Origin of the sequence: Massilia rubra (assembly GCF_011682065.1) — a bacterium.
Taxonomy (GTDB): Bacteria; Pseudomonadota; Gammaproteobacteria; order Burkholderiales; family Burkholderiaceae_D; genus Telluria_A; species Telluria_A rubra.
Genome location: NZ_VUYU01000013.1, coordinates 79545 through 101628, shown reverse-complemented (window position 1 = coordinate 101628; position 22084 = coordinate 79545). Strand labels below are relative to the sequence as shown.

At 63.2% G+C, this 22084-nt stretch carries 17 protein-coding genes; 5 read left to right on the top strand and 12 right to left on the bottom strand.

Features of this window, described 5'->3' with window-relative positions:
- Window positions 1-27: 27 nt before the first annotated feature.
- From pyrH to rpsB, 3 genes are all read right to left on the bottom strand, one after another.
- Window positions 28-744: a UMP kinase gene (gene pyrH / locus F0185_RS19680; protein WP_054262915.1), complete on the bottom strand. Its 717-nt coding sequence runs from the start codon at window positions 742-744 to the stop codon at window positions 28-30.
- Window positions 745-846: 102 nt separating this feature from the next.
- Window positions 847-1755 carry a translation elongation factor Ts gene (gene tsf, locus F0185_RS19675; protein ID WP_167227252.1) on the bottom strand — a complete coding sequence of 303 codons (909 nt, stop codon included), beginning with the start codon at window positions 1753-1755 and terminating at the stop codon, window positions 847-849.
- Between the two features lie 99 nt (window positions 1756-1854).
- Window positions 1855-2604, bottom strand: a complete 750-nt coding sequence (gene rpsB, locus F0185_RS19670) for a 30S ribosomal protein S2 (RefSeq protein ID WP_054262917.1) — start codon at window positions 2602-2604, stop codon at window positions 1855-1857.
- Between the two features lie 422 nt (window positions 2605-3026).
- On the opposite strand from rpsB, the gene map reads away from it, so the two are divergent.
- Genes map through F0185_RS19655 form a run of 3 tightly spaced genes read left to right on the top strand, consistent with a single transcriptional unit; the run spans window position 3027 to window position 7252 of the window.
- Window positions 3027-3854 (top strand): type I methionyl aminopeptidase, encoded by an 828-nt coding sequence (gene map, locus F0185_RS19665; RefSeq protein ID WP_167227250.1) that lies wholly within the window; start codon window positions 3027-3029, stop codon window positions 3852-3854.
- Window positions 3855-3867: 13 nt separating this feature from the next.
- The gene (locus F0185_RS19660; protein ID WP_167227248.1) at window positions 3868-6450 is read left to right on the top strand and encodes a [protein-PII] uridylyltransferase; all 2583 of its coding nucleotides are present in this window, start codon (window positions 3868-3870) and stop codon (window positions 6448-6450) included.
- Between the two features lie 55 nt (window positions 6451-6505).
- Window positions 6506-7252: a pseudouridine synthase gene (locus tag F0185_RS19655; protein WP_166891137.1), complete on the top strand. Its 747-nt coding sequence runs from the start codon at window positions 6506-6508 to the stop codon at window positions 7250-7252.
- Window positions 7253-7448: 196 nt separating this feature from the next.
- On the opposite strand, the gene F0185_RS19650 is transcribed toward F0185_RS19655, so the two are convergent.
- The 3 genes from F0185_RS19650 to F0185_RS19640 form a co-directional block, all read right to left on the bottom strand.
- Complete coding sequence (locus F0185_RS19650; protein ID WP_167227246.1) at window positions 7449-8405, bottom strand: MYG1 family protein; 957 nt, start codon at window positions 8403-8405, stop codon at window positions 7449-7451.
- A 480-nt stretch (window positions 8406-8885) separates the two neighbouring features.
- On the bottom strand, window positions 8886-9608 hold the full coding sequence (gene aqpZ / locus F0185_RS19645; protein ID WP_167227243.1) for an aquaporin Z: 723 nt from the start codon (window positions 9606-9608) through the stop codon (window positions 8886-8888).
- Window positions 9609-9770: 162 nt separating this feature from the next.
- Window positions 9771-10658, bottom strand: a complete 888-nt coding sequence (locus F0185_RS19640) for a CPBP family intramembrane glutamic endopeptidase (RefSeq protein ID WP_167227241.1) — start codon at window positions 10656-10658, stop codon at window positions 9771-9773.
- Window positions 10659-10893: 235 nt separating this feature from the next.
- On the opposite strand from F0185_RS19640, the gene F0185_RS19635 reads away from it, so the two are divergent.
- Window positions 10894-12531 carry a M28 family peptidase gene (locus F0185_RS19635; protein ID WP_167227239.1) on the top strand — a complete coding sequence of 546 codons (1638 nt, stop codon included), beginning with the start codon at window positions 10894-10896 and terminating at the stop codon, window positions 12529-12531.
- A gap of 135 nt (window positions 12532-12666) precedes the next feature.
- A complete protein-coding gene (locus F0185_RS19630; protein WP_167227237.1) occupies window positions 12667-13362 on the top strand; it encodes a dienelactone hydrolase family protein in 696 nt (231 codons plus the stop codon).
- Window positions 13363-13365: 3 nt separating this feature from the next.
- Here F0185_RS19630 and F0185_RS19625 read toward each other — a convergent pair whose 3' ends face one another.
- The 6 genes from F0185_RS19625 to smc all read right to left on the bottom strand — a co-directional run bounded on the left by F0185_RS19625 (window position 13366) and on the right by smc (window position 22081).
- The gene (locus F0185_RS19625) at window positions 13366-13872 is read right to left on the bottom strand and encodes a hypothetical protein (protein ID WP_229477100.1); all 507 of its coding nucleotides are present in this window, start codon (window positions 13870-13872) and stop codon (window positions 13366-13368) included.
- A gap of 5 nt (window positions 13873-13877) precedes the next feature.
- A complete protein-coding gene (gene def, locus F0185_RS19620) occupies window positions 13878-14414 on the bottom strand; it encodes a peptide deformylase (protein ID WP_167227235.1) in 537 nt (178 codons plus the stop codon).
- The gene (galU, locus tag F0185_RS19615; protein WP_167082006.1) at window positions 14411-15304 is read right to left on the bottom strand and encodes a UTP--glucose-1-phosphate uridylyltransferase GalU; all 894 of its coding nucleotides are present in this window, start codon (window positions 15302-15304) and stop codon (window positions 14411-14413) included. The genes def and galU overlap by 4 nt, the downstream gene beginning before the upstream one ends.
- Window positions 15291-17324, bottom strand: coding sequence for an NAD-dependent DNA ligase LigA (ligA, locus tag F0185_RS19610; RefSeq protein WP_167227357.1), 2034 nt, complete (start codon window positions 17322-17324; stop codon window positions 15291-15293). The genes galU and ligA overlap by 14 nt, the downstream gene beginning before the upstream one ends.
- Before the next feature lie 69 nt (window positions 17325-17393).
- On the bottom strand, window positions 17394-18557 hold the full coding sequence (locus tag F0185_RS19605; RefSeq protein WP_167227233.1) for a cell division protein ZipA C-terminal FtsZ-binding domain-containing protein: 1164 nt from the start codon (window positions 18555-18557) through the stop codon (window positions 17394-17396).
- A complete protein-coding gene (gene smc / locus F0185_RS19600; RefSeq protein ID WP_167227230.1) occupies window positions 18554-22081 on the bottom strand; it encodes a chromosome segregation protein SMC in 3528 nt (1175 codons plus the stop codon). The genes F0185_RS19605 and smc overlap by 4 nt, the downstream gene beginning before the upstream one ends.
- Window positions 22082-22084 lie beyond the last annotated feature (3 nt).

Below are 22084 nucleotides of genomic sequence, written 5' to 3'. Positions count from 1 at the left end.
CTGCTCTCCTGTAGCTCGTAATGATAATTAAACGTGTACCAGTGTACCTTCGTCTTCGCCCATGATCACGCGTTTGAGCGCGCCCGGCTTGACGATGGAGAACACCTTGATCGGCAGTTTCTGGTCGCGGCACAGCGCGAACGCGGTCGCATCCATCACCTGCAGGTGCTTGGAAATGGCTTCGTCGAAGGTAATCGACTCGTAGCGGGTGGCGTTCGGGTCCTTTTTCGGGTCGGCGGTGTAGACACCATCGACCTTTGTGGCCTTGAGCACGATTTCGGCGCTGATTTCCGAACCGCGCAGGGCGGCGGCGGTATCGGTGGTGAAGAACGGGTTGCCGGTGCCGGCGGCGAACACGACAACCTTGCCTTCTTCCAGGTATTGCAGCGCTTTCGGGCGCACGTAGGGCTCGACCACCTGTTCGATGGCAATCGCCGACATGACGCGGGCGACGATGCCGACGTGGCGCATGGCGTCGGCCAGGGCCAGCGCGTTCATCACGGTGGCCAGCATGCCCATGTAATCGGCGGTGGCGCGGTCCATGCCCTGGGCGCCGGGTGCGACGCCGCGGAAGATGTTGCCGCCGCCAATGACGACGGCCAGTTCCACGCCCAGGTTCGCCACTTCCGCGACATCGGCGACCATGCGCTCGATCGTGGCGCGGTTGATGCCGTAAGGATCATCGCCCATCAGTGCTTCGCCAGACAATTTCAGGAGTACGCGTTTGTAGGCTGGTTTCGACATGGGGGTGGGCTCCAAAAAATGACGGTTTGTATTCGGTCTTGCCGTGCGCACACTTTCATGTGCGCAGATTAAAAAAACGGGCCTTCCGGCCCGCTTTCACACTTACTGCTTGTTAGCAGCCATTTGCGCCGCAACCTCTGCAGCGAAATCGTCTTGCTTTTTCTCGATGCCTTCACCGACAACATACATCGTGAATGCTTTCACGCTGGTGCTTTTTTCTTTCAGCATCTGTTCGATCGACTGCTTGTCGTTCTTGACGAACGATTGGTTCAGCAGCGAGACTTCTTTCAGATACTTCTGGATCGAGCCTTCCAGGCGCTTGGCCAGGATTTCAGCCGATTGTACCGGCTTGCCTTCGGCAACGGCTTTGTCCGCATCTTCCTGAGCTTTCAGAGCAGCAACCGAGCGCTCTTTTTCGATCAGTTCGGCAGGAACCTGCTCCGACGACAGCGACACTGGCTTCATGGCGGCGATGTGCATGGCCACGTCTTTACCAACTTGCTCGTCGGCGCCATCGAAGTCGACCACGACACCGATACGGGTGCCGTGCAGGTACGAGGCCAGCTTGGCGGTGGTTTCGAAACGCTGGAAGCGGCGGATCGTCATGTTCTCGCCGATCTTGCCGATCAGAGCGATACGCACTTCGTCCAGGGTCTTGCCATCGAGTGGCAGGGCCAGCAGGGCGGCGACGTCGGCCGGGTTGTTTTCGGCAACCAGGCGCGCGGCATTGTTCGCCAGGGCCAGGAAGTCGTCGTTCTTGGCGACGAAGTCGGTTTCGCTGTTGACTTCAACCAGGGCGCCGATATTGCCAGCGATGAAGGTTGCTACAACGCCTTCAGCGGTGATGCGGGTAGCATTGCTGGTCGCTTTGGTGCCCAGTTTGACGCGCAGGATTTCTTCCGCACGCGCCATGTCGCCATCGGCTTCGGTCAGTGCCTTTTTGCATTGCATCATCGGTGCGTCGGTTTTCGCGCGCAGTTCGCCTACCATCGCTGCTGTAATCGCTGCCATGTGTTTCTCCTAAATTTGTGACATATTCTGTTTAAAAAAAAGGGGGAGCTGCTGCTACCCCTTTTGATTTCCGCGGCGCCTCAGGGGCGCCTGAAGCAATTACGCTTGCTCGGAGACTTCGACGAATTCGTCGCCAGCCGATTTAACCAGTTCAACGATTTCGTTGGAGGCGTTTGCACGGCCTTCCAGGATCGCATCGGCAACGCCGCGGGCGTACAGCATGATCGCTTTGGACGAATCGTCGTTGCCTGGAATGACGTGGGTCACGCCTTCTGGCGAGTGGTTGGTATCGACGATGCCGATAACAGGGATGCCCAGCTTGCCGGCTTCGGTGATCGCGCCTTTATGGTAACCGACGTCGACGACGAAGATTGCGTCAGGAACGCCGCCCATGTCCTTGATACCGCCGATGGCCTTTTGCAGCTTGGTCATTTCGCGTTGGAACATCAGGCCTTCTTTTTTCGACAGCTTCTCAACCGAACCGTCTTCAACTTGCGCTTCCATGTCTTTCAGGCGCTTGATCGAGGTCTTGATGGTTTTGAAGTTGGTCAGCATGCCGCCCAACCAGCGCTGGTCGACGAAAGGAACGCCGGCGCGTGCAGCTTCAGCGGCGATGATTTCGCGCGCTTGACGCTTGGTGCCGACCATCAGGATCGTGCCGCGGTTGGACGCGACTTGCTTGATGGTTTTCATGGCTTCCTGATACATACCCATCGTCTTTTCCAAGTTGATGATATGAATCTTGTTGCGGTGGCCGAAAATGAACGGCGCCATTTTTGGGTTCCAAAAACGGGTTTGGTGACCGAAGTGGACACCGGCTTCCAGCATTTCACGCATTGTTACGGACATGTAATTCTCCAGGGTTGGGTCTGGAATCCGGTCAGTCACCATACAGGCACCCTTTGCGACCGGATTCGCGATTTTAACAAGATTTGTGGCATTACTTAAACAACGTTGCTCGAAAGCGAATTCAAGCAACCCGAGATTCTAACCGGAATGTGGGAATTTTTCAAGTCCCACGCAGCCTATTCGCCCCGTCGTTCCCGCGCAGGCGGGAACCCAAGTTCGCAATTGAGTGGCTGCGCGACAACTTAGGTTCCCGCCGAGGGCCGCCTTGGCGCGGGAAGTCGGGTCTGGCAATGCCAGAGACGACGGGCGTGCGGGAACGAAGCGGTCGTTATCCCTTATAATGGTCGCCATATTTGCACGGGTTTTCGCCGCATCGTCCCGCTGTTACTCAATCTTACTGTTTCATTGCTGATTGCCAACTTATGTCCAACATCTCGATCAAAACCCCCGCCGACATCGAAGGCATGCGCATCGCCGGCCGTCTTGGCTCCGAAGTGCTCGACTACATCACGCCCTTCGTCAAGGTCGGCGTCACCACCGGCGAACTGGACCGTCTTTGCCATGAATACATGGTGATGGTGCAGGGCACCATTCCGGCCCCGCTGAACTATTGCCCGCCGGGCTACACGCCCTACCCGAAAGCCATCTGCACCTCCGTCAACGACGTGATCTGCCACGGCATCCCGGGCGACAAGGCGCTCAAGGATGGCGACATGGTCAACCTCGACATCACCGTCATCAAGGACGGCTACCACGGCGACAACAGCCGCATGTTCCTGGTCGGCAAACCGTCGATCCTGGCCAAGCGCCTCAACGAAGTCACCTACGAATGCATGTGGCTCGGCATTGCCCAGGTCAAGCCGGGCGCGCACCTGGGCGACATCGGCCACGTGATCCAGCAGCACGCCGAAAAGAATGGCTACAGCGTGGTGCGCGAATTCTGCGGGCACGGCATCGGCAAGGTCTTCCACGAAGAGCCGCAGGTGCTGCACTACGGCCGTCCGGGCACCCTGGAGCGCCTGGAAGCGGGCATGATCTTCACCATCGAGCCGATGATCAACGCCGGCCGCCGCGAAATCAAGGAAATGGGTGATGGCTGGACCATCAAGACCAAGGACAAGAAGCCGTCCGCCCAGTGGGAACACACGATCCTGGTGACCGAGACCGGCTATGAAGTGCTGACCGTTTCGGCCGGCTCGCCGCCGCCGCCGGCCTTCATCACCCAGGCCGCCGCGCCCGCAGTGGCGTAAAGCGCCCACCGCCATGCCCGCCGCCGCGCTCAAGAAGCAGTCCCGCGACCTCCTCAAGCAAAGGCTGAAGGCGGAGCGGGCCCTGCTGATCGCCGCCTTCCGCGCCGACGGCAAGCCCGAAAAGCTGCTGCGCGGCCTGCGCCACAGCGTCGACGAGGTGCTCAGCGAAGCGTGGCAAACGATCGGCCTGCCCGCCTCCACCGCGCTGGTGGGCGTGGGCGGCTACGGGCGCGGCGAACTGTTCCCGTTTTCCGATGTCGACCTGCTGATCCTGCTGTCGGAACCGGCCGACGCCATCACCCAGGCCAAGCTGGAAGAGCTGGTGCAGATGCTGTGGGACCTGGGCCTGGAAATCGGCTCGAGCATCCGCACCATCGACGAGTGCATGAGCGAGTCGAAGGCCGACATCACCGTGCAAACGAGCCTGCTTGAGGCGCGCCTGGTGTGCGGCGATGCGCTCCTGTTCGGGCGGTTGCAGGAGCGCTACCTTGACGCGCTCGACCCGCAAGCGTTTTTCCACGCCAAGGCGGCCGAAATGCGCCTGCGCCACGCCAAGTACGAAGACACGGCCTTCAGCCTGGAGCCGAACGTCAAGGAAAGCCCTGGCGGCCTGCGCGACCTGCAAGTGATCCTGTGGGTGGCCAAGGCGGCCGGGCTGGCCAACTCGTGGAGCCAGCTGGCCACGCGCGGCCTGATCACGCAGACCGAAGCGCGCCAGTTGATGGAAAAGGAACGCGCCTTTAAAGATATCCGTGTGCGCCTGCACCTGCACGCCAACCGGCGCGAAGACCGCCTGGTGTTCGACGTGCAAACGCCGATCGCCGAAAGCTTCGGCCTGAAAACCACCGGCGAAGGCATCAACGCGCGCCGCGCCAGCGAATACCTGATGCAGCGCTACTACTGGGCGGCCAAGACGGTCACCCAGCTCAACACCATCATGCTGCAAAATATCGAAGCGCAGCTATTCCCCGAGGCCAACGAGGCCGAGGCGATCAACGAGCGCTTCAACGATGTCAACGGCCTGATCGACATCGCCCACGACGACACCTTCACCCGGCAGCCCTCGACGGTGCTGGAAGTGTTCGTGCTGATGACCGGGCACCCGCACCTCAAGGGCATGACGGCGCGCACCATGCGCGCGCTGTGGCATGCGCGTTTCGAGATCGACGCCAAGTTCCGCGAAGACCCGGTCAACCGCGCCCTCTTCCTGCGCATCTTGCAAGCGCCGGTGGGCCTGGTGCACGCGCTGCGGCGCATGAACGACACCAGCATCCTGGGGCGCTACCTGCCGAACTTTCGCCGCATCGTGGGCCAGATGCAGCACGACCTGTTCCATGTGTACACGGTCGACCAGCATATCCTGATGGTAGTGCGTAACATGCGCCGCTTCACGATGACCGAGCACGCGCACGAGTATCCCTTCTGCAGCCAGCTGATCGCCAACTTCCGCAAGTCCTGGCTGCTGTATGTGGCGGCCTTGTTCCACGACATCGCCAAAGGCCGCGGCGGCGACCATTCCAAGCTCGGCACGGTCGACGCCGCCCAGTTCTGCGAAGAACACGCGATCGGCTCGGAAGACACCGAACTGGTGGTGTTCCTGGTCGAGAATCACCTGACCATGTCGCAGGTCGCGCAAAAGCAGGACCTGTCGGACCCGGACGTGGTCGAAGCCTTCGCCAAAGTGGTCAAGGACGAGCGCCACCTGACCGCGCTGTACCTGCTGACGGTGGCCGACATTCGCGGCACCAGCCCCAAGGTGTGGAATGCGTGGAAGGCCAAGCTGCTCGAAGACCTGTACCGCATCACCTTGCGCGTGCTGGGCGGCGAGCCGCACTCGGCCGACCGCGAACTGAAGAACCGCCAGGAAGAAGCGATGGCCACCCTGCGCCTGTACGGCTTGCCCGACATCGCCCATGTCGACTTCTGGAAGCAACTCGACGTCGCCTATTTCTTGCGCCACGACGCCTCCGACATCGCCTGGCAGACGCGCTGCCTGTGGGACAAGTTCAACAGCGGCAAGCCGGTCGTCAAATGCCGCCTGGCGCCGATCGGCGAAGGCTTGCAGGTGGCGGTCTATGTCAAGGACCAGCCCGACCTGTTCGCGCGCATTTGCAGCTATTTCGACCGCAAGAATTTCAGCATTCTCGACGCCAAGATCCACACGACAAGACACGGCTACGCGCTCGATACCTTCATGGTGACCGAGCAAAGCTTCGCCAAGAGCTACCGCGACATCATCAACCTGATCGAGCACGAAATCTGCGAACTGCTGACCTCGCAGGCGCCCTTGCCGGCCCCGACGCGCGGACGCCTGTCGCGCCTGTCGCGCACCTTCCCGATCACGCCGACGGTCGATTTGCGGCCCGACGAGCGCGGCCAGTATTACCTGCTCTCGATCGCGGCCAACGACCGCACCGGGCTCCTGTACGCGATCGCCAACGTGCTCACGCGCTACCGCATCAACCTGCACACGGCCAAGATCATGACCCTGGGCGAGCGGGTCGAAGACGTGTTCCTGGTCGATGGCGCCGTGCTCAACAACGCGCGCAACCAGATCCAGCTCGAAACCGACCTGATCGACGTGCTGCGCGTGTAGCGTTGCAGAATTCCCTTTCCAGAAACCCTTTTACGTAACCTTAGCAAAGCAAGCCATGACTGAATTAGTACGCCTCTCCAAACGCATGTCCGAACTCGGGCTCTCTTCGCGCCGCGAAGCCGATGAATGGATCGCACGCGGCTGGGTGCGGGTCGATGGCCAGGTCATCTCCGAACTGGGCAGCAAAGTGCTGCCGCACCAGAAAATCACGGTCGAGCGCCAGGCCGCGGCCGAGCAATCCAAGCGCGTTACCGTACTGATCAACAAGCCGATGGGCTATGTCAGCGGCCAGGCCGAGGACGGCTACACACCGGCGATCGCGCTGATCAAGGCCGAGAACCGCTGGGCCGACGACCCGTCGCCGGAAACCTTCCACCCGACCCAGCTGCGCTCGCTGGTGCCGGCCGGACGGCTCGACATCGACTCGGTCGGCCTGTTGATCCTCACCCAGGACGGGCGCGTGGCCAAGACCCTGATCGGGCAGGATACCGCCATCGAAAAGGAATACCTGGTGCGCGTGCAGTACACCAAGGAAGGCAAGCTGCCCGAATCGGACCTGAAGAAACTGTGCTTCGGACTCTGGATGGACGGCAAACCCTTGCTGGCGGCCAAGGTGCGCTGGCAGAACGACGACCAGCTCAGCTTCACATTACGAGAAGGCAAGAAGCGCCAGATCCGCCGCATGTGCGACATGGTGGGCTTGAAAGTAATCGGCCTCAAGCGCGTGCGCATCGGCAAGGTCAAGCTCGGCGATTTGCCGGTCGGGCAGTGGCGTTACCTGCGGCCCGACGAGCAGTTCTGACGCGATCGAGCAATTGCGTGGCAGCCATGGTGAAGTGCTAAGTAAGTGTGCAGAAATTATTGTGATTTATAGCGAACAGAAGCGGATGCCTTGCAAGGCGCACGCCGCGACGCAGTGCGAGCACTGCTAGCGGTGGGCAACGCAGCAAGGCGCCGCTTATGGAAGCTAGAAATTACAAGAATTTATGCGCACTTACTTAGACGTCGCGCTGGTGCTTAAGCGCTTCGAGCGCCAGGGACGCCATGCGGCGTATACCTTCATACGACTTGGCCGACGCAATGAACCGGCCATTGTGGCAGAAGCCGGCATCTTCAACCCCGGTCACCGCGGCCAGCTGCGCGTCACGCAAGCCGGCCCATGCCTCCGGCAAATCCGCGCGCGCCTTGAAGCTGTCGGGGCTGACCGGAATTGTGTGGATCATGTAGCGCTGCTCGGCAATATTGTGACTCATGACGAACAGCAGTGCCGGCATTTCCTCGCGCACCACTTGCCCCCATGGCACTGCGCCATTTTGCAGGAACAGTACCCTGCCCTCCTCCAGCACTTCGGCCTGCCTCACCTGCTCCACCGCGAGCAAAACGCCGACGCGGTATTTCACGGCATTGGTCATGATGTCGGTGAGCATGTCCATGGCGCGGGTAAATTGACTGAGCCGGTAGGCATCATCGGCGTCGCCGTAGCCCAGCCTTTGTTCGTCGAGCCAGTTCGGATTAAACCCGGACACCACCGCCGACAGGCCATAGCCGCCCGGCGCATTCTTGGCCGCACCCACGTCGGACAGGTCCAGGTACTGCACGACATCGGCGTCGATTGAACATGCCATCTCGGCCGCCTCGTCATCCGACAAGCGATGGCCCGTATGCGCCGCCGCCAGCGCGCTCACGCAGCGTGCCCCGTATTCCTTCCACACCAATCCCGCGCTTGCGTAGGGCACGCCCGTCTGGCGCGCGCCGCTGAAACCCTTTTGGTGATGGTCGAAGCGCCCCGTGGCGGCGTCCCAGATACCGCCGACATCGACGGCAAAGTCAGCCGCCTCGACCCGTGCCGCATCGCGCGTGCGTACAACCTCCGCCTGCGGAAACAATATCTTCAGCACTGCAACAGCCCATGCGTCGTCGGCGTGAAACTTGCCGCTGTGAGTCACTATGACCATAAAAAATCCAATCTCTTGTTCGCGGTGCGTTATTGCTCCCTGGCGGAATGATACCCGGTTCCACTCATCGCATCGCCGAACCGCCCTCCACCTCAAACGCAAGCGCCGACCTCGCTTCGCGCAATGCGGTTCGCATAACTGGACCGCAAACTATTTGAAAGCTCGTAGTCATCAACCAATTCCACCTATGAAATAACCGCGGGTGTACGCCACAAGCGTGCATCCGATTCGCTACTGCCTGTGCAACTGCAGGAAACGTTCTGGGCAGAACGGCGTATCCGAGGCGGATGCCGCACTGGATGGCCGCGTCAATTATCGCGCGCAAGACCAGCATCGGTTTTTGATTCCTCACCCCAGTGTTCTGTGATTCGATAACGAAAACCGCAACGCATCGTCAAACAGTTGGGCTGTTTTCCTGTGCGCGGCTGTTGATCGGCATCGATCGCGGCAACACAGGCGCAAGCGGGAGGAGGCTGGCGATCAGGCCGGCTTGTTCGCCGCGGAAGCGGCGGCTTGCGGCTCTTCGCTCGCAATGAAGCGGTAGACCAGCGCGCCCAGCACGGCGCCAACGATCGGCGCGACCCAGAACAGCCACAGTTGCCCGACCGCCCAATCGCCCACGTACAGCGCCACGCCGGTGCTGCGCGCCGGATTGACCGAGGTGTTGGTGATCGGAATACTAATCAGGTGAATCAGGGTCAATGCCAGCCCGATCGGCAGTGGCGCAAAGCCGGCCGGCGCCCGCTTGTCGGTCGCACCCATGATGACGATCAGGAAGAACATCGTCATCACCACTTCCGTCACCAGCGCGGCCAGCATCGAGTAACCGCCCGGCGAATGCGCGCCGTAGCCATTCGACGCAAAACCCTTGCTGACATCAAAGCCGGCGGCGCCGCTGGCGATGATATACAGCACGCCACCGGCCGCAATGGCGCCGATGACCTGGGCGCCGATGTACGGCAGCAGTTTGGAGGCCGGAAAGCGCCCACCGGCCCACAAGCCGATCGACACCGCCGGGTTCAAATGACAGCCCGAGATATGGCCGATGGCGTAGGCCATGGTGAGCACCGTCAGGCCGAAGGCCAGCGAGACGCCGTGCAAGCCGATGCCGACGCCCGGAAACGCCGCCGCCAGCACGGCACTGCCGCAACCGCCGAGCACGAGCCAGAATGTACCGAGAAACTCGGCGCTGTACTGTTTCATAAAATTATCCTTATCACTGACATGGTTTCGAAAAAAGGCATCCGGCGCGACAGTTAAAGCAGTGCCCGCTTAGAAAGCATGTTGCCAGCGATAAAGAATTATCGCAACAATAAAATTGGGGAATTGATCATGCGAAACGGGTCGTCGCGCGAGCCCGCAAGATCACACCGCCTCCAGCCGTGGGTAGGTAAATGCAAGGAAATGAATGCTGTTGAGCGCCAAGTGCGCCAGGATTGCCGTTTCGATGCGCTGCGAGCGCAGGTAGGCATAGCCGTAGCCGAGCCCGGCCAGGGTCGCGAGGCCGACGAACAGCCACCCTCCGCGCGCGTGCGCAAGCCCGAACAGGAGCGCCGCCACGCACATGGCGATGAGCGGACCCGCCTTCCAGCGGCCCAGCGCCCGCGTCAACTGGCCCTGGATCAAGCCACGGAAAAACGCTTCCTCCGTCACGCAGGTAAACAGCAGATTGAGCGCAACGAAGAGCGGCGTGTACGCGGGCAGCTTGAAGTCGACATCGACATAACCGACCAGCAGCCCGACCGGCAGCACGAGCAGTGGCGTGCCGAGGATGATCCAGTAATGCCGCCCGACTTCGCGCCACTGCTCGCGGGTGCGCGCGGGCACGCAAAACAGCGCGAACAGGATCAGGCCGGCGGCGGCCGTATCGAAATTGAGCCGCTGCGTCACTGGTTTGGCCGCCGCGCTGATCAGCAGGTCGGTCACCAGCGGCGGATTGACGAAACCCGGAAAAAGGTGCATCGACATCGCCACCATCATGCACCCCATCGCCACCATCAACAGCACCTGCGGCGGCCCGCTTCGACTGCGCCGCGCGGCATACGCCAGCGCGCCCAGGACGACGATGGCCCCGATCGCTGGCAGCGACAAGAGGCCGGTCACCACCCCGCTGGCGCAGGCCAGTACCAGCAAGCACAGCCACGGCGCCACGCTCCATCCGGAGCGCAGCTTGACGGGCGCGAGCCACAGCGAACAGACAGCGAGCGCCAGCAGGCCGTAGGTCGTCACGAGCGCGGCGGAGAGATGAATCATGCGGGTTTTCCGATCAGGCTGGCTACGGCATAAATGGCGACAAGGGAATGGGGCAATCTCCTGGCATGCCCACGGGCCGCCAAAGTTGCAAAATTGTAATTGATAAACGACGCGTAAGTAAATACCAAGTTGCGTAGCGTCCCGCATGGCGACCCGCGCCTGCGGCGAACCCGCATTGCTTCCCTGCCACATTCATGGCAGGATGCTTTCCCTGTACATTTTCATTGGAGCATCAATGCGCCGCGTTTCCGCACTCGCCATCGGCCTCGTCCTCGCCAGCGCCCCGGCCCTCGCCCAGAAACGCGCCGCCGGCGCGGCCGCCACGCCGACGGTCGCCGAAGCGCCGCTGCGCGCGCACCTGTCCTTCCTCGCCGACGACATGCTCGAAGGGCGCGGCACCGGCCAGCGCGGCGGCGAACTGGCCGTGCGCTACCTCGAAACGCAAGCCGCCGCCATTGGCCTGTTGCCCGGCGCCGGCAAGAGCTACCGCCAGTCCGTGAAAATGATCGGCACCAGGACGCTGCCGACCAGCGCGGTCAGCTTCGAGGTGGGCGGCAAGACGCTCGCGCCGAAACTGGGTACGGAGATCGTCTTCAACAACGCCAGCGGCAAGTCCAGGGTGCGCTTCGATGCGCCGGTGCTGTTCGTCGGCTACGGCATCAGCGCCGACGATGAAAACTGGGACGACTACAAAGGCGTCGACGTCAAGGGCAAGCTGTTGATCATCATGGTCAACGATCCCAAGCCGACGGCGGCGGAACCGAACCGCTTCGGCGGCAAGTCGCTCACCTATCCGGGGCGCTGGATGTACAAGTACGACGAGGCGCTGCGCCGTGGCGCGGCCGGCGTGCTGCTGATCCACACCACCGAGTCGGCATCTTACCCGTGGAGCGTGCCCGCCAACGGCATGAGCAAGGAGCAGTTCCACCTGGCCGGCGCCGGCAACGCGCTGCAAGGCTGGCTGCAGGAAGACACCGCGCGCGCCCTGTTCGCCGCCGCCGGCCAGGATCTCGATGCGCTGCGGGCCAAGGCCGAAGTACGCGGCTTCAAGGCGGTCGAACTGAACGCGCGCGCCAAGGTCGCCGTCGACAGCGCGATCCGCCCGGTCGAACAGTTCAACGTGGCCGGCATCGTGCCCGGCACCGATCCCAAGCTCAAGGAGCAGGCCGTGATCTACTCGGCGCACTGGGACCATCTCGGCATCGACAGCGGTGACGGCAAGCCAGACCACATCTGGAATGGCGCGGTCGATAACGCCTCCGGTTCGGCGGCGCTGCTGGCGATGGCGCAGGCGGCGGTGCGCCAGCCGGCCAGGCGCACCCAGATTTTCCTGTGGCCGTGCGCCGAGGAACAAGGCCTGATCGGCAGCCTCGCTTACGTGCGCGAGCCACTCTGGCCGCTGGCGAAAACGGCGGCGGACCTGAACCTGGACAGCATGAATTTTGTGGGCCTCACGCGCGACATCGGCGTGGCCGGCGCGGAGCGCAGCAGCCTGCAAGCGAGCGCCGCCAAGGTGGCCCGGGCGATGGGGCTGCGTCTGGCGCCGCCGATGCCCGACCTGGGAGGAGCGTACTTCCGCGCCGACCATTTCAATTTCGCGAAAGCGGGCGTGCCGGCGTTTAATGTGGGATCGGCCGTGTTCTCGGGCGACGGCAGCTTCGAGTTCGATCATGACCACGGCGCGTCCAGCGCGAAGATGGTGGGCTTCAAGGATCACTACCATCAGGTCAGCGACGAGTACAACCCGGCCTGGGATCTGCGCGGCATGGTGCAGCAGGCGCAGTTCACGCTCAACCTGGGATACGACGTGGCGAATGCGGCAAGCATGCCGACCTGGAACAAGGGCGATCCACTGGGGCGAACCAAGCGCTAGAGCGTCGTTCCCGCGCAGGCGGGAACCCAAGTCGGTCTGCATAACGCTGGCCTAGGATTCCCGCCTGCTAGGCGGGCGAGCCGATTTGCCGGTTTGTGCCATGATCGCCTCCTCACTACCGAGAGGAGGCAGCACATGAACGAACGCATCACCATCGACACGCCGGATGGCGGTTTTGGCGCCTATGTCGCCCGCCCGGCCGCCACGCCGGCACCAATCATCGTCGTCCTGCAGGAGATCTTCGGCATCAACGCCGACCTGCGCGAGACCTGCGACCGGCTGGCCGCGCAAGGCTACATCGCCGTCTGCCCCGACCTGTTCTGGCGCCTCGAACCGAACGTGCAACTGACCGACAAAAGCGACGCCGAATGGAAAAAAGCCATGGCGCTGTACAAGGCGTTCGACATCGACAAGGGCGTCGACGACATCGCCGCCACGCTGGCGGCGGCGCGCGCGCTGCCCGGTGCGACCGGCAAGGCCGGCGTGATGGGCTTTTGCATGGGAGGCTTGCTGACTTTTCTCACGGCCACCCGCGCCAAACCCGACGCCGCCGTGGCCTACTACGGCGGCGGCACCGAGAAGCACGTCGACGCCTTCAAGACGCTCGCCTGCCCGCTCATGATGCACCTGGGCGAAGCCGACGAATACATTTCGGCGGACGCGCGCGCCACCATCGCCAGGGCCGCCGAGGGCAACCCGCTGGTGCACCTGTTTACCTATCCCGGCCAGAACCACGCCTTCGCGCGCTGGAACGGGATGCACTTCGACGCGCAAGCGGCAGCGCAGGCCAACGACAGGACGCGGGCATTTTTCGCGCAGCATCTCAAGTAAGGCTTACTCGAACAGCTTGAGTTTGAGCTGTACCGAAATCCCGCCATGCAGCCGGTCTTTATAGGTCGGCACCACCGCCACGTTCACACCCACGCGCTTGTATTCGAACGTGGCGGTCGGAATCGCAGCGAGGAACCAGCCGCCGTCGCGCATTTTGGGATAGCCGTCAAAGCCGCCGAACACCGCGCCGAAGCGCACGCCCATATACGACAGCGGCTGGTAATACACGCCTGCGTACTTCGAGTGCTGGCGGTCGCTGTTGAAGAAGCGCCCCGCCGTCAGCGCCGAGTCTTCCGACAGGCGATACTCGACGCCAAGCCCGGGATTGCGCCCGTTCAGGTCCTTGTCGCTCTGGAAGTGGTAGGTCGCAAAGCCGCTGGTCAGCCACAGCTGGCTGCGTTTTGCGCTGCCGTCGAACGCCTTGGCCTCGGGCGTGGCCGCATCCTCCGCCAGCGCCGGGGCGCAGGCCAGCAGCGCCAGGCCAAGGGCTGTCAAATTTTTCAATATCATGGTGATTAATCGTCTTCGTCGGGATCGAGGTCGGGGAACATGACCTGCGTATAGCCAAATTTGCTGAAATCCGTGATCCGCATCGGATACAGGATGCCGAGCAGGTGGTCGACTTCATGCTGCACCACGCGCGCATGGAAGCCATCGACTTCGCGCTCGATGCGATTGCCATGCTGGTCCACGCCTTCGTAGCGCAGGCGGGTAAAGCGCGGCACGCTGCCGCGCAGTCCCGGCACCGACAGGCAGCCTTCGAAAGCCTCTTCCTGTTCGTCGGAGAGCGGCGTGAGCACGGGATTGATCAGCACCGTCTGCGGCACCGCCGGCGCGTCGGGATAGCGGCCATTGTCCTTGAAGCCGAAAATCACCAGCTGCAGGTTCACGCCGATCTGCGGCGCCGCCAGCCCGGCCCCATTCGCATGGTGCATGGTGTCGAACATGTCGGCGATCAGGGCGTCCATGGCCGGCGTGCCGAACTCGGTGACCGGTTCGGCCACGCGCAGCAGGCGCGGATCGCCCATCTTGAGAATTTCGCGGACCGTCATGAGAAGTTCTGCTCGCGGTGAAGTTGTTCGAGGAAGGTGCGGAAGCCCTCGCCGGTTTCAGGGTGCTTCAGGCCCATGGCCGTCATCGCCGTCAGGTAGCCCAGCTTGGAGCCGCAATCGTAGCGCTGGCCCGCATAGCGGTAGGCCAGCACGCGTTCGGCCGCCATCAGCGCGGCGATGCCGTCGGTGAGCTGGATTTCGCCGCCGGCGCCAGTGCCGATGTGCTCCAGGTAGCGGAAAATCTTGGGCGACAAAATATAGCGCCCCACCACCGCCAGGGTCGACGGCGCCACTTCCGGCATCGGCTTTTCGACGATCTGCGACACCAGCTCCAGGTTTTCGCGGTACGAGGTGGCTTTCACGATGCCGTACTGGCGCGTGTTCGCGCGCGGTACCTCTTGCACCGCCAGCACGCTGCATTGCTCGTAGGCGTAGACGTCGGTCATCTGGGCCAGCACCGGGCGCTCGCCCGGATCGGTGTCCATGAAGTCGTCGGCCAGCAGCACCGCGAACGGCTCGTCGCCCACCACCGGGCGCGCGCACAGCACCGCATGTCCCAGGCCCAGCGGCGCCGACTGGCGGATGTAGATGCAGTTGATGTTCTTCGGGATGACGTTGCGCACCAACTCGAGCAGCGCTTCCTTGCCGGCCGCTTCGAGTTCCGATTCGAGTTCGTAGGCCTTGTCGAAATGGTCTTCGATGGCGCGCTTGTTACGGCCCGTGATGAAGATCATTTCGGTGATGCCGGCGGCGACTGCCTCTTCGACCGCATACTGGATCAGTGGCTTGTCGACGATCGGCAGCATTTCCTTCGGCTGGGCCTTGGTGGCCGGCAGAAAACGGCTACCCAGACCGGCTACGGGAAAGACTGCTTTTCTAACTGGATTCATCTTGATTCGGTTCCGTGGAAGATGCTGTCGCCAGCAGTGAAAGAAGGGCCGCTTCGTCGAGGAGCGTGATGCCGAGCTCCTGCGCCTTGGCCAGTTTGCTGCCGGCATCCGCCCCGGCAACGACGTACGATGTTTTTTTCGATACCGAGCCGGATACCTTGCCGCCGGCGGCTTCGACCAGTGCGCCGGCTTCGTCGCGCGACAGGGTCGGCAGGGTGCCGGTGATGACAAACGTCTTGCCGGCCATGGCGCCGGTGTTTTTCATCACATGCTCGCCTTCCTTCCAGCGCAGCACGCCGGCCATGGTGCGCACCAGCGCCAGGTTGTCGGCGTCGGTCAAGAATTCGCTGATCGAGCGCGCCACGATCGGGCCGATGTCGGGCACTTCCAGCAGTTGCAGGCCGGCTTCGAAGCTGGCCGCGTGCAGCAGCGCCTCCAGGTTGCCGAAGTGCTGGGCCAGCGCCTTGGCGGTCGACTCGCCGACGTTGCGGATACCGAGCGCGTAGATAAAGCGCGCCATGGTGGTGTCGCGCGATTTTTCGAGCGCGTCGATCACGTTCTGGGCCGACTTGGCGGCCATGCGGTCCAGGCCCGCCAGCTTGGCCTTGTCGAGCGTGTACAGGTCGGCGGCGGTGTTGACCAGGCCCTTGTCGACCAGTTGTTCGATCAACTGGTCGCCCAGCCCTTCGACGTCGATCGCGCGGCGCGACACGAAGTGCATCAGGCCCCCCTTCTTCTGGGCGCTGCAATGGGTCCAGCCGCCCGAGCAGCGCGCCACGGCTTCGTCGTCCAGGCGCACGATGGGCGAGCCGCACACCGGGCAATTGGCCGGCATGACGAACTCGCGTACGTCGGCCGGGCGGCGCTCGGCCACGAACGACACCACTTCGGGAATCACGTCGCCGGCGCGGCGCACGATGACCGTGTCGCCGATGCGGATATCCTTGCGCCGCACTTCGCCTTCGTTGTGCAAGGTGGCGTTGGTCACGTTCACGCCGCCCACATTGACCTGCGCCAGCCGCGCCACCGGGGTAATGGCCCCGGTGCGGCCGACCTGCACTTCGATGTCGAGCACCTGGGTCAGCGCTTCTTCGGCCGGGAATTTATGGGCGATGGCAAAGCGCGGCGCGCGCGACACGAATCCGAGTTTTTGCTGGTGTTCGAGGCGGTTGACTTTATAGACCACGCCGTCGATTTCGTAGGCCAGGGTCGGGCGGCGCTTGCCGATGTCGCGGTAGTAGTCGATCAGGCCCTGGGCGCCGGTGACCACGGCGCGCTCGCTCGATACCGGCAGGCCGAGCGTCTGGTACCAGTCCAGCAGGGCCGAATGCGATTCGGGCATGTCGGCGCCTTCCAGCGCGCCCACGCCGTACGAGAAGAAGCGCAGGCTGCGCGTGGCCGTGATGCGCGAGTCGAGCTGGCGCAGGCTGCCGGCGGCGGCGTTGCGCGGATTGGCGAATTCTTTCTGGCCGGCGTCGCGCTGGCGCGCATTGAGCTTGGCGAAATCGGCCTTGTACATCAGAACTTCGCCGCGCACTTCCAGCACCGCCGGCACCGTCTCGCCGTGCAGGCGCAGCGGAATCGCGCGCACCGTGCGGATGTTGGCGGTGACGTCTTCGCCGGTGGCGCCGTCGCCGCGCGTGGCGGCCTGCACGAACACGCCATTTTCGTAGCGCAGGCTGATCGCCAGGCCGTCGAACTTGAGTTCGGCGGCATACTCGACGTCGTCCGCCTCCAGCCCTTCGCGCGCGCGGCGGTCGAAGTTGACGATGTCGTCGTCTTCGAAGCCGTTATTCAACGACAGCATGGGAATGCTGTGCGTGACCTGCTTGAACTCCGGCAGCGGGGTCGCGCCCACGCGGTAGGTGGGCGAATCGACCGATACCGCTTCCGGGTGGGCCGCTTCGAGCGCCTGCAGTTCGCGGAACAGGCGGTCGTACTCGGCGTCCGGGATGGTCGGCGCGTCCTGCACGTGATACGAGAAAATATGGCGATTCAATTCGGCCGTCAGCTGCGCCATGCGGCCGAGGTAATCGCTGTCCTGCGTTGTTGTCGTTGTTGTTGTTGTGGTCACAATGATCTTCTTCTGTTAGCTGAACAAGCGCATGGCGCGCGTCGAACCGGCCGGAATGTCGGCCGCGTCCATCTCCTGGTAGAAATCGAGCACCTGGCTGTTGATTTCATTGAGCGCCTGGTCGGTCAGCGGCTGGTCGCTGTCGTCGACGATGACGGCGTCCAGGCGGCCCACCAGCGCCCGGGCGCAATCGAGCATGGCGCCGAAGCCGTTGCGCGCCGGCGCCACGCACGGCACGTCGAGCAGGAGCGTCAGGCGCGAGGTGGTGTCGGCGCCCAGGGTGACGTTGGTGGTCAGGGTGAACAGCTGGCCGCCATCGCCGTCGGGCATGATGTAGCGGCCGTCGGGACGCACGTCGAAGCCCTGCTTTTCGAGCGCCCCGATCAGGGTTGCGATCGACCACGGCGCGCCGTAGGACATCAGGTTCACGCCCAATTGCGCGTCGTGCCCGGCCACGAAGCGGTGCAAGGTGCGCGACTCGCCCATGACTTCGATCATGTCCGGAATTTCCGGCTCGGCGCCGATATCGTCGGCCAGCGCGCGCAGGCGCGTGACCAGTTCGGAGTATTCGAGTTCGTTCAGCGCCGTGGTGCGGCTGGCCATCTGCACGCCGGCCTGCAGCTTGGTGTAGACGCCGCCGTGGACGATCGGCTCCCAGTCGCCGTTGACGTGCAGGCCGATGAAGTGCACCGGCTTGTTGCCGACGTGGCGCAAAGTCTGCAGGATCGGCAGGATTTTATCGCCCCGCACGGGCGCTTCCAGCGCCAGCGGAATGAGCACATCGATCAGCGGGTCGACCAGGCTGGTGGCCTGTTCGGCGGCCGGCGTGATCAACTCCACCGGCGCCGCCACGGGCGCCATCGGAACGGGGGGCGCCACGGGGGCGTCGTCGGCGTGCGCGGCGGGCGGCGCCGCCACCGGCGCGCTGGCGCCAGCCGGAGCCGAAACAGGCGCCGCTACCGGCGCCACGACGTCGGTCAGCACCGGCGCCGGATTGGGGTCCAGGGTCGGTTCGTTGCGCACGATGTCGCCGGGTCGCAGCAGCACGTCGTCGTGCTCGGACGCGAAGGCGCGTTCGACGCTCTTCTTGGCCTTGTGCTCCTGCCATTTGTTATACGCGAAGACGCCGGCGACGAATACGCCGGCCGCGCCGATCAGGCTCATTTGTAAATCTGTCATGCTGCTTGTGCCTCGGTAGCAAAATTCGCGGCGGACTCCATGTCCACCGCCACAATGCGCGATACGCCCTGCTCCTGCATCGTCACACCGATCAGTTGATTGGCCATTTCCATCGCAATTTTATTGTGCGAGATGAAAAGGAATTGAGTATGGTCGGACATCCGTTTCACCATCCGGCAAAAGCGCTCGGTGTTGGCGTCGTCCAGCGGCGCATCGACCTCGTCGAGCAGGCAGAATGGCGCCGGATTGAGGCGGAACATCGAGAACACCAGCGCGGTCGCGGTCAGCGCTTTTTCGCCGCCCGACAGCAAGTGGATGGTGGCGTTCTTTTTACCCGGCGGCTGCGCCATGACCTGCACGCCGGAGTCGAGGATCTCGTCGCCCGTCATCACCAGCTTGGCGTTGCCGCCGCCGAAGAGGATCGGGAACAGTTCCGAAAAATGGTGATTGACCTTGTCGAAGGTATCTTGCAGCAGTTCGCGCGTTTCCTTGTCGATGCGGGCGATCGCGTCTTGCAGCGTGTTGATCGCCTCGACCAGGTCGTTGTTCTGGGCGTCCAGAAAATTCTTGCGCTCGGACGCCTGCGCCAGCTCGTCGAGCGCGGCCAGGTTGACCGCCCCGAGCAGCGCGATGGCATTCGTCAAACGCGTCACCTCGCCCTGAAGGTAAGATGGTTTCATGTCGGGATGGAGCTTTTCGCTGAGCGCGGCTTCGTCGGCGTCGACCGTCTTCAACGCGTCGGCGAACTGCTCCTGGTTCAGGCGCGCGGCCTGCTCCTTGAGCTGCATTTCCATGATCTTGTCGCGCTGCGGTTGCAGGCTGCGTTCGGACTGGGTGCGCGCGTCTTCGGCCGCGCGCAGTTGCTGCGTGATCTGGTCGAGTTCATGGCGCGCGTCCGACAGCGCCTTTTCCTGGTTGGTGCGGCGCTCGAGCAAGTCTTGCAGGCCGTCGCTGGCGGCGCCGCTTTCCAGCGCTTCGAGCTCCATTTGGCCGACCGCGATCGATTCGCCCACCTGGCTGGCCTGCTGCGTGGCGGTGGCGATGCTGCGGCGCAGTTCTTCGATCTTGCTGCGCTGGGATTTTTCGGCGAACTGCGCTTCCTGCGCGGCCCGTTCGAGCTCGCGCAGTTTTTCGCGGGCGTCGGCCAGCGCCTGTTCGCGCGCCAGGAATTCGGTCTGGCCATCTTCGTGCGCGCCCTGCAGTTCGGCCAGTTCCATGTCGAGCTGTTCGAATTTTTCTTCGGACTCCATGCGGATCTGCTGCTGCTCTTCTTCCTGCGCCGCGATCTCGGCCAGGTCGGCGTGGATCTGCGTGCTGCGCTGGTTGAAGCGCGCCTCGACTTCGGACTGCTTGACCACCTCGATCTGCAGCGCGTGCACGCCCTGGGTGAGCGTGGCGACGCGCTGGCGCGCATCCTGCAGGCGGCGCGTCAGGTCCGACATGGCGGCGTCGGCGCACACCGCGCGGGCGCGCGCTTCGTCGGCCAGCATGGTCTGCGCGCGCAGCTGCTTGCCGATGTTGTCGATCTCCTGCTGGCGTCCCAGCATGCCATCCTGTTCGCTATCGGCCGCGTAAAAGCGCACGCTCGACTGCGTCACCATATGGCCCTGGCGCGTGATGAAGGCGCCGCCCTGGGGAAGGCGCGCGCGCTCGGCAAAGGCGCTGGCCGTGTCGTCGGCGGCGAACACATTGTGCAGCCAGTCTTGCATCAAGCCGCGCAGGCCCGGCTCGTTCAGCTTGAGCAGGCTGGCGAAGGGTTTCATGCCCGGCGTATCGGGCGCCACGGCGACGCTGGCGATGGAGGGCGCATACAGCGCCAGCTTGGCCGGCGGCGCATCGCTGAAAAAAGCCTTGGCCCATTCGATGTTCGACATTTCGAGCGCACCGGTGCGCTCGCGCAGCACCGATTCGAGCGCCGTTTCCCAGCCTTGTTCGATGCCCAGCTTTTGCCACAGGCGCGGCAGCGCATCGAGTTCGTGTTTTTGCAGCCAGGGCTGGACCTTGCCCTGCGTTTGCACGCGTTCCTGCAGCTGCTTCAGGGCCGACAGGCGCGCTTCGAGCTGCGCGTTGGCGGCCGTCTCGGCGTTCACCTGGGCCTGGGCGGCGGCGCGTTCTTCCTCGGTGCGTTGCTGCTGTTCGCTCGCTTCTTCCAGCAACATGGTCTGCTCTTCCAGCGCCTGCTGCTTTTCCTCCAACTGCATGCGCAGGTTGGCCAGGTGGCTGCTGTCGGGCAGATTGAGGCCGTTCTTTTCCTGCTGCAGGCGCTCGCGCCGCGTTTGCAGGCCATTGAGGATATTCGAGGCGTTGCGCTGGTGCGCCGATTCGAGTTCGATCTGCTGCTGCGCCTGCATGATGCGGGCGCGCGATTCGGTGGTCTTGTGCTGGGCCGCGCGCCAGGCCGCGTCGAGCTCGGGCAAGCGTTCGCCCTGCGCTTCGGCGTTCATCTGCGACTGCTCCACGCGCCCACCGAGTTCTTCGAGCAGGTACTCGGCTTCTTCGATCTGCTGCTGGTAGTCGCCGCTTTGCGCCTGCCACTGGTTGCGCTGGGCGTTCAGCGCCAGCAACTGGTTATGCAGGCGGCTGCGCGATTCGATCACAAACTTGATCTGCGCTTCCAGGCTGCCGATTTCGGAGTTGGTCTGGTACAGGTGGCCCTGTGCGGTATGCAGGCGGTCGCCCACCGAAAAGTGCGCCTGGCGCAGGTGTTCGAGATCGAGTTCGACGTGGCGCAGCTTGGCGGTCTGCTCTTCCAGGTCGGTCTGGGCCTGTTCCATCTCGCGGAAGTAGCGATTCTGCTCGGTTTGCGCTTCGTTCTTGCGCAGCAGCCAGAGGAGCTTCTGTTTTTCTTCCTGGTCCGCCTGCAGCGAGTGGAAGCGGTTGGCCACGACCGCCTGGGCCTCGAGTTTTTCGAGATTGGCGTTCAGTTCGCGCAAGATGTCTTCCACGCGCAGCAGGTTTTCGCGCGTGTCGCCCAGCCGGTTTTCGGTCTCGCGCCGGCGTTCCTTGTACTTCGATACGCCGGCCGCTTCTTCCAGGAACACGCGCAGTTCTTCCGGGCGCGATTCGATGATGCGCGAGATCATGCCCTGGCCGATGATGGCGTAGGCGCGCGGACCCAGGCCCGTGCCGAGGAAGATGTCCTGGATATCGCGCCGGCGCACCGGCTGGCTGTTGATGTAGTAGGTCGAGGTGCCATCGCGCGTGAGGGTGCGCTTGACGGCGATTTCGGCGTACTGGCCCCATTGGCCGGACGCCTTGCCGTCGTTATTGTCGAACACCAGTTCGACCGAGGCGCGCCCGGCCGGCTTGCGGTGGGTCGAGCCATTGAAAATGACGTCCTGCATGGACTCGCCGCGCAGCTCGGATGCTTTCGATTCGCCCAGCACCCAGCGCACCGCGTCGATGATGTTCGACTTGCCGCAACCGTTAGGACCGACCACGCCAACGAGCTGCCCCGGCACCTGGAAATTGGTGGGATCGACGAATGACTTAAATCCCGACAATTTAATGGAAGACAGGCGCACGTT

Coding starts and splice junctions, on each gene's coding strand:
- pyrH (WP_054262915.1), bottom strand. CDS start 744: ATGTCGAAACCAGCCTACAAACGCGTACTCCTGAAATTGTCTGGCGAA.
- tsf (WP_167227252.1), bottom strand. CDS start 1,755: ATGGCAGCGATTACAGCAGCGATGGTAGGCGAACTGCGCGCGAAAACC.
- rpsB (WP_054262917.1), bottom strand. CDS start 2,604: ATGTCCGTAACAATGCGTGAAATGCTGGAAGCCGGTGTCCACTTCGGT.
- map (WP_167227250.1), top strand. CDS start 3,027: ATGTCCAACATCTCGATCAAAACCCCCGCCGACATCGAAGGCATGCGC.
- F0185_RS19660 (WP_167227248.1), top strand. CDS start 3,868: ATGCCCGCCGCCGCGCTCAAGAAGCAGTCCCGCGACCTCCTCAAGCAA.
- F0185_RS19655 (WP_166891137.1), top strand. CDS start 6,506: ATGACTGAATTAGTACGCCTCTCCAAACGCATGTCCGAACTCGGGCTC.
- F0185_RS19650 (WP_167227246.1), bottom strand. CDS start 8,405: ATGGTCATAGTGACTCACAGCGGCAAGTTTCACGCCGACGACGCATGG.
- aqpZ (WP_167227243.1), bottom strand. CDS start 9,608: ATGAAACAGTACAGCGCCGAGTTTCTCGGTACATTCTGGCTCGTGCTC.
- F0185_RS19640 (WP_167227241.1), bottom strand. CDS start 10,658: ATGATTCATCTCTCCGCCGCGCTCGTGACGACCTACGGCCTGCTGGCG.
- F0185_RS19635 (WP_167227239.1), top strand. CDS start 10,894: ATGCGCCGCGTTTCCGCACTCGCCATCGGCCTCGTCCTCGCCAGCGCC.
- F0185_RS19630 (WP_167227237.1), top strand. CDS start 12,667: ATGAACGAACGCATCACCATCGACACGCCGGATGGCGGTTTTGGCGCC.
- F0185_RS19625 (WP_229477100.1), bottom strand. CDS start 13,872: ATGATATTGAAAAATTTGACAGCCCTTGGCCTGGCGCTGCTGGCCTGC.
- def (WP_167227235.1), bottom strand. CDS start 14,414: ATGACGGTCCGCGAAATTCTCAAGATGGGCGATCCGCGCCTGCTGCGC.
- galU (WP_167082006.1), bottom strand. CDS start 15,304: ATGAATCCAGTTAGAAAAGCAGTCTTTCCCGTAGCCGGTCTGGGTAGC.
- ligA (WP_167227357.1), bottom strand. CDS start 17,324: ATGGCGCAGCTGACGGCCGAATTGAATCGCCATATTTTCTCGTATCAC.
- F0185_RS19605 (WP_167227233.1), bottom strand. CDS start 18,557: ATGACAGATTTACAAATGAGCCTGATCGGCGCGGCCGGCGTATTCGTC.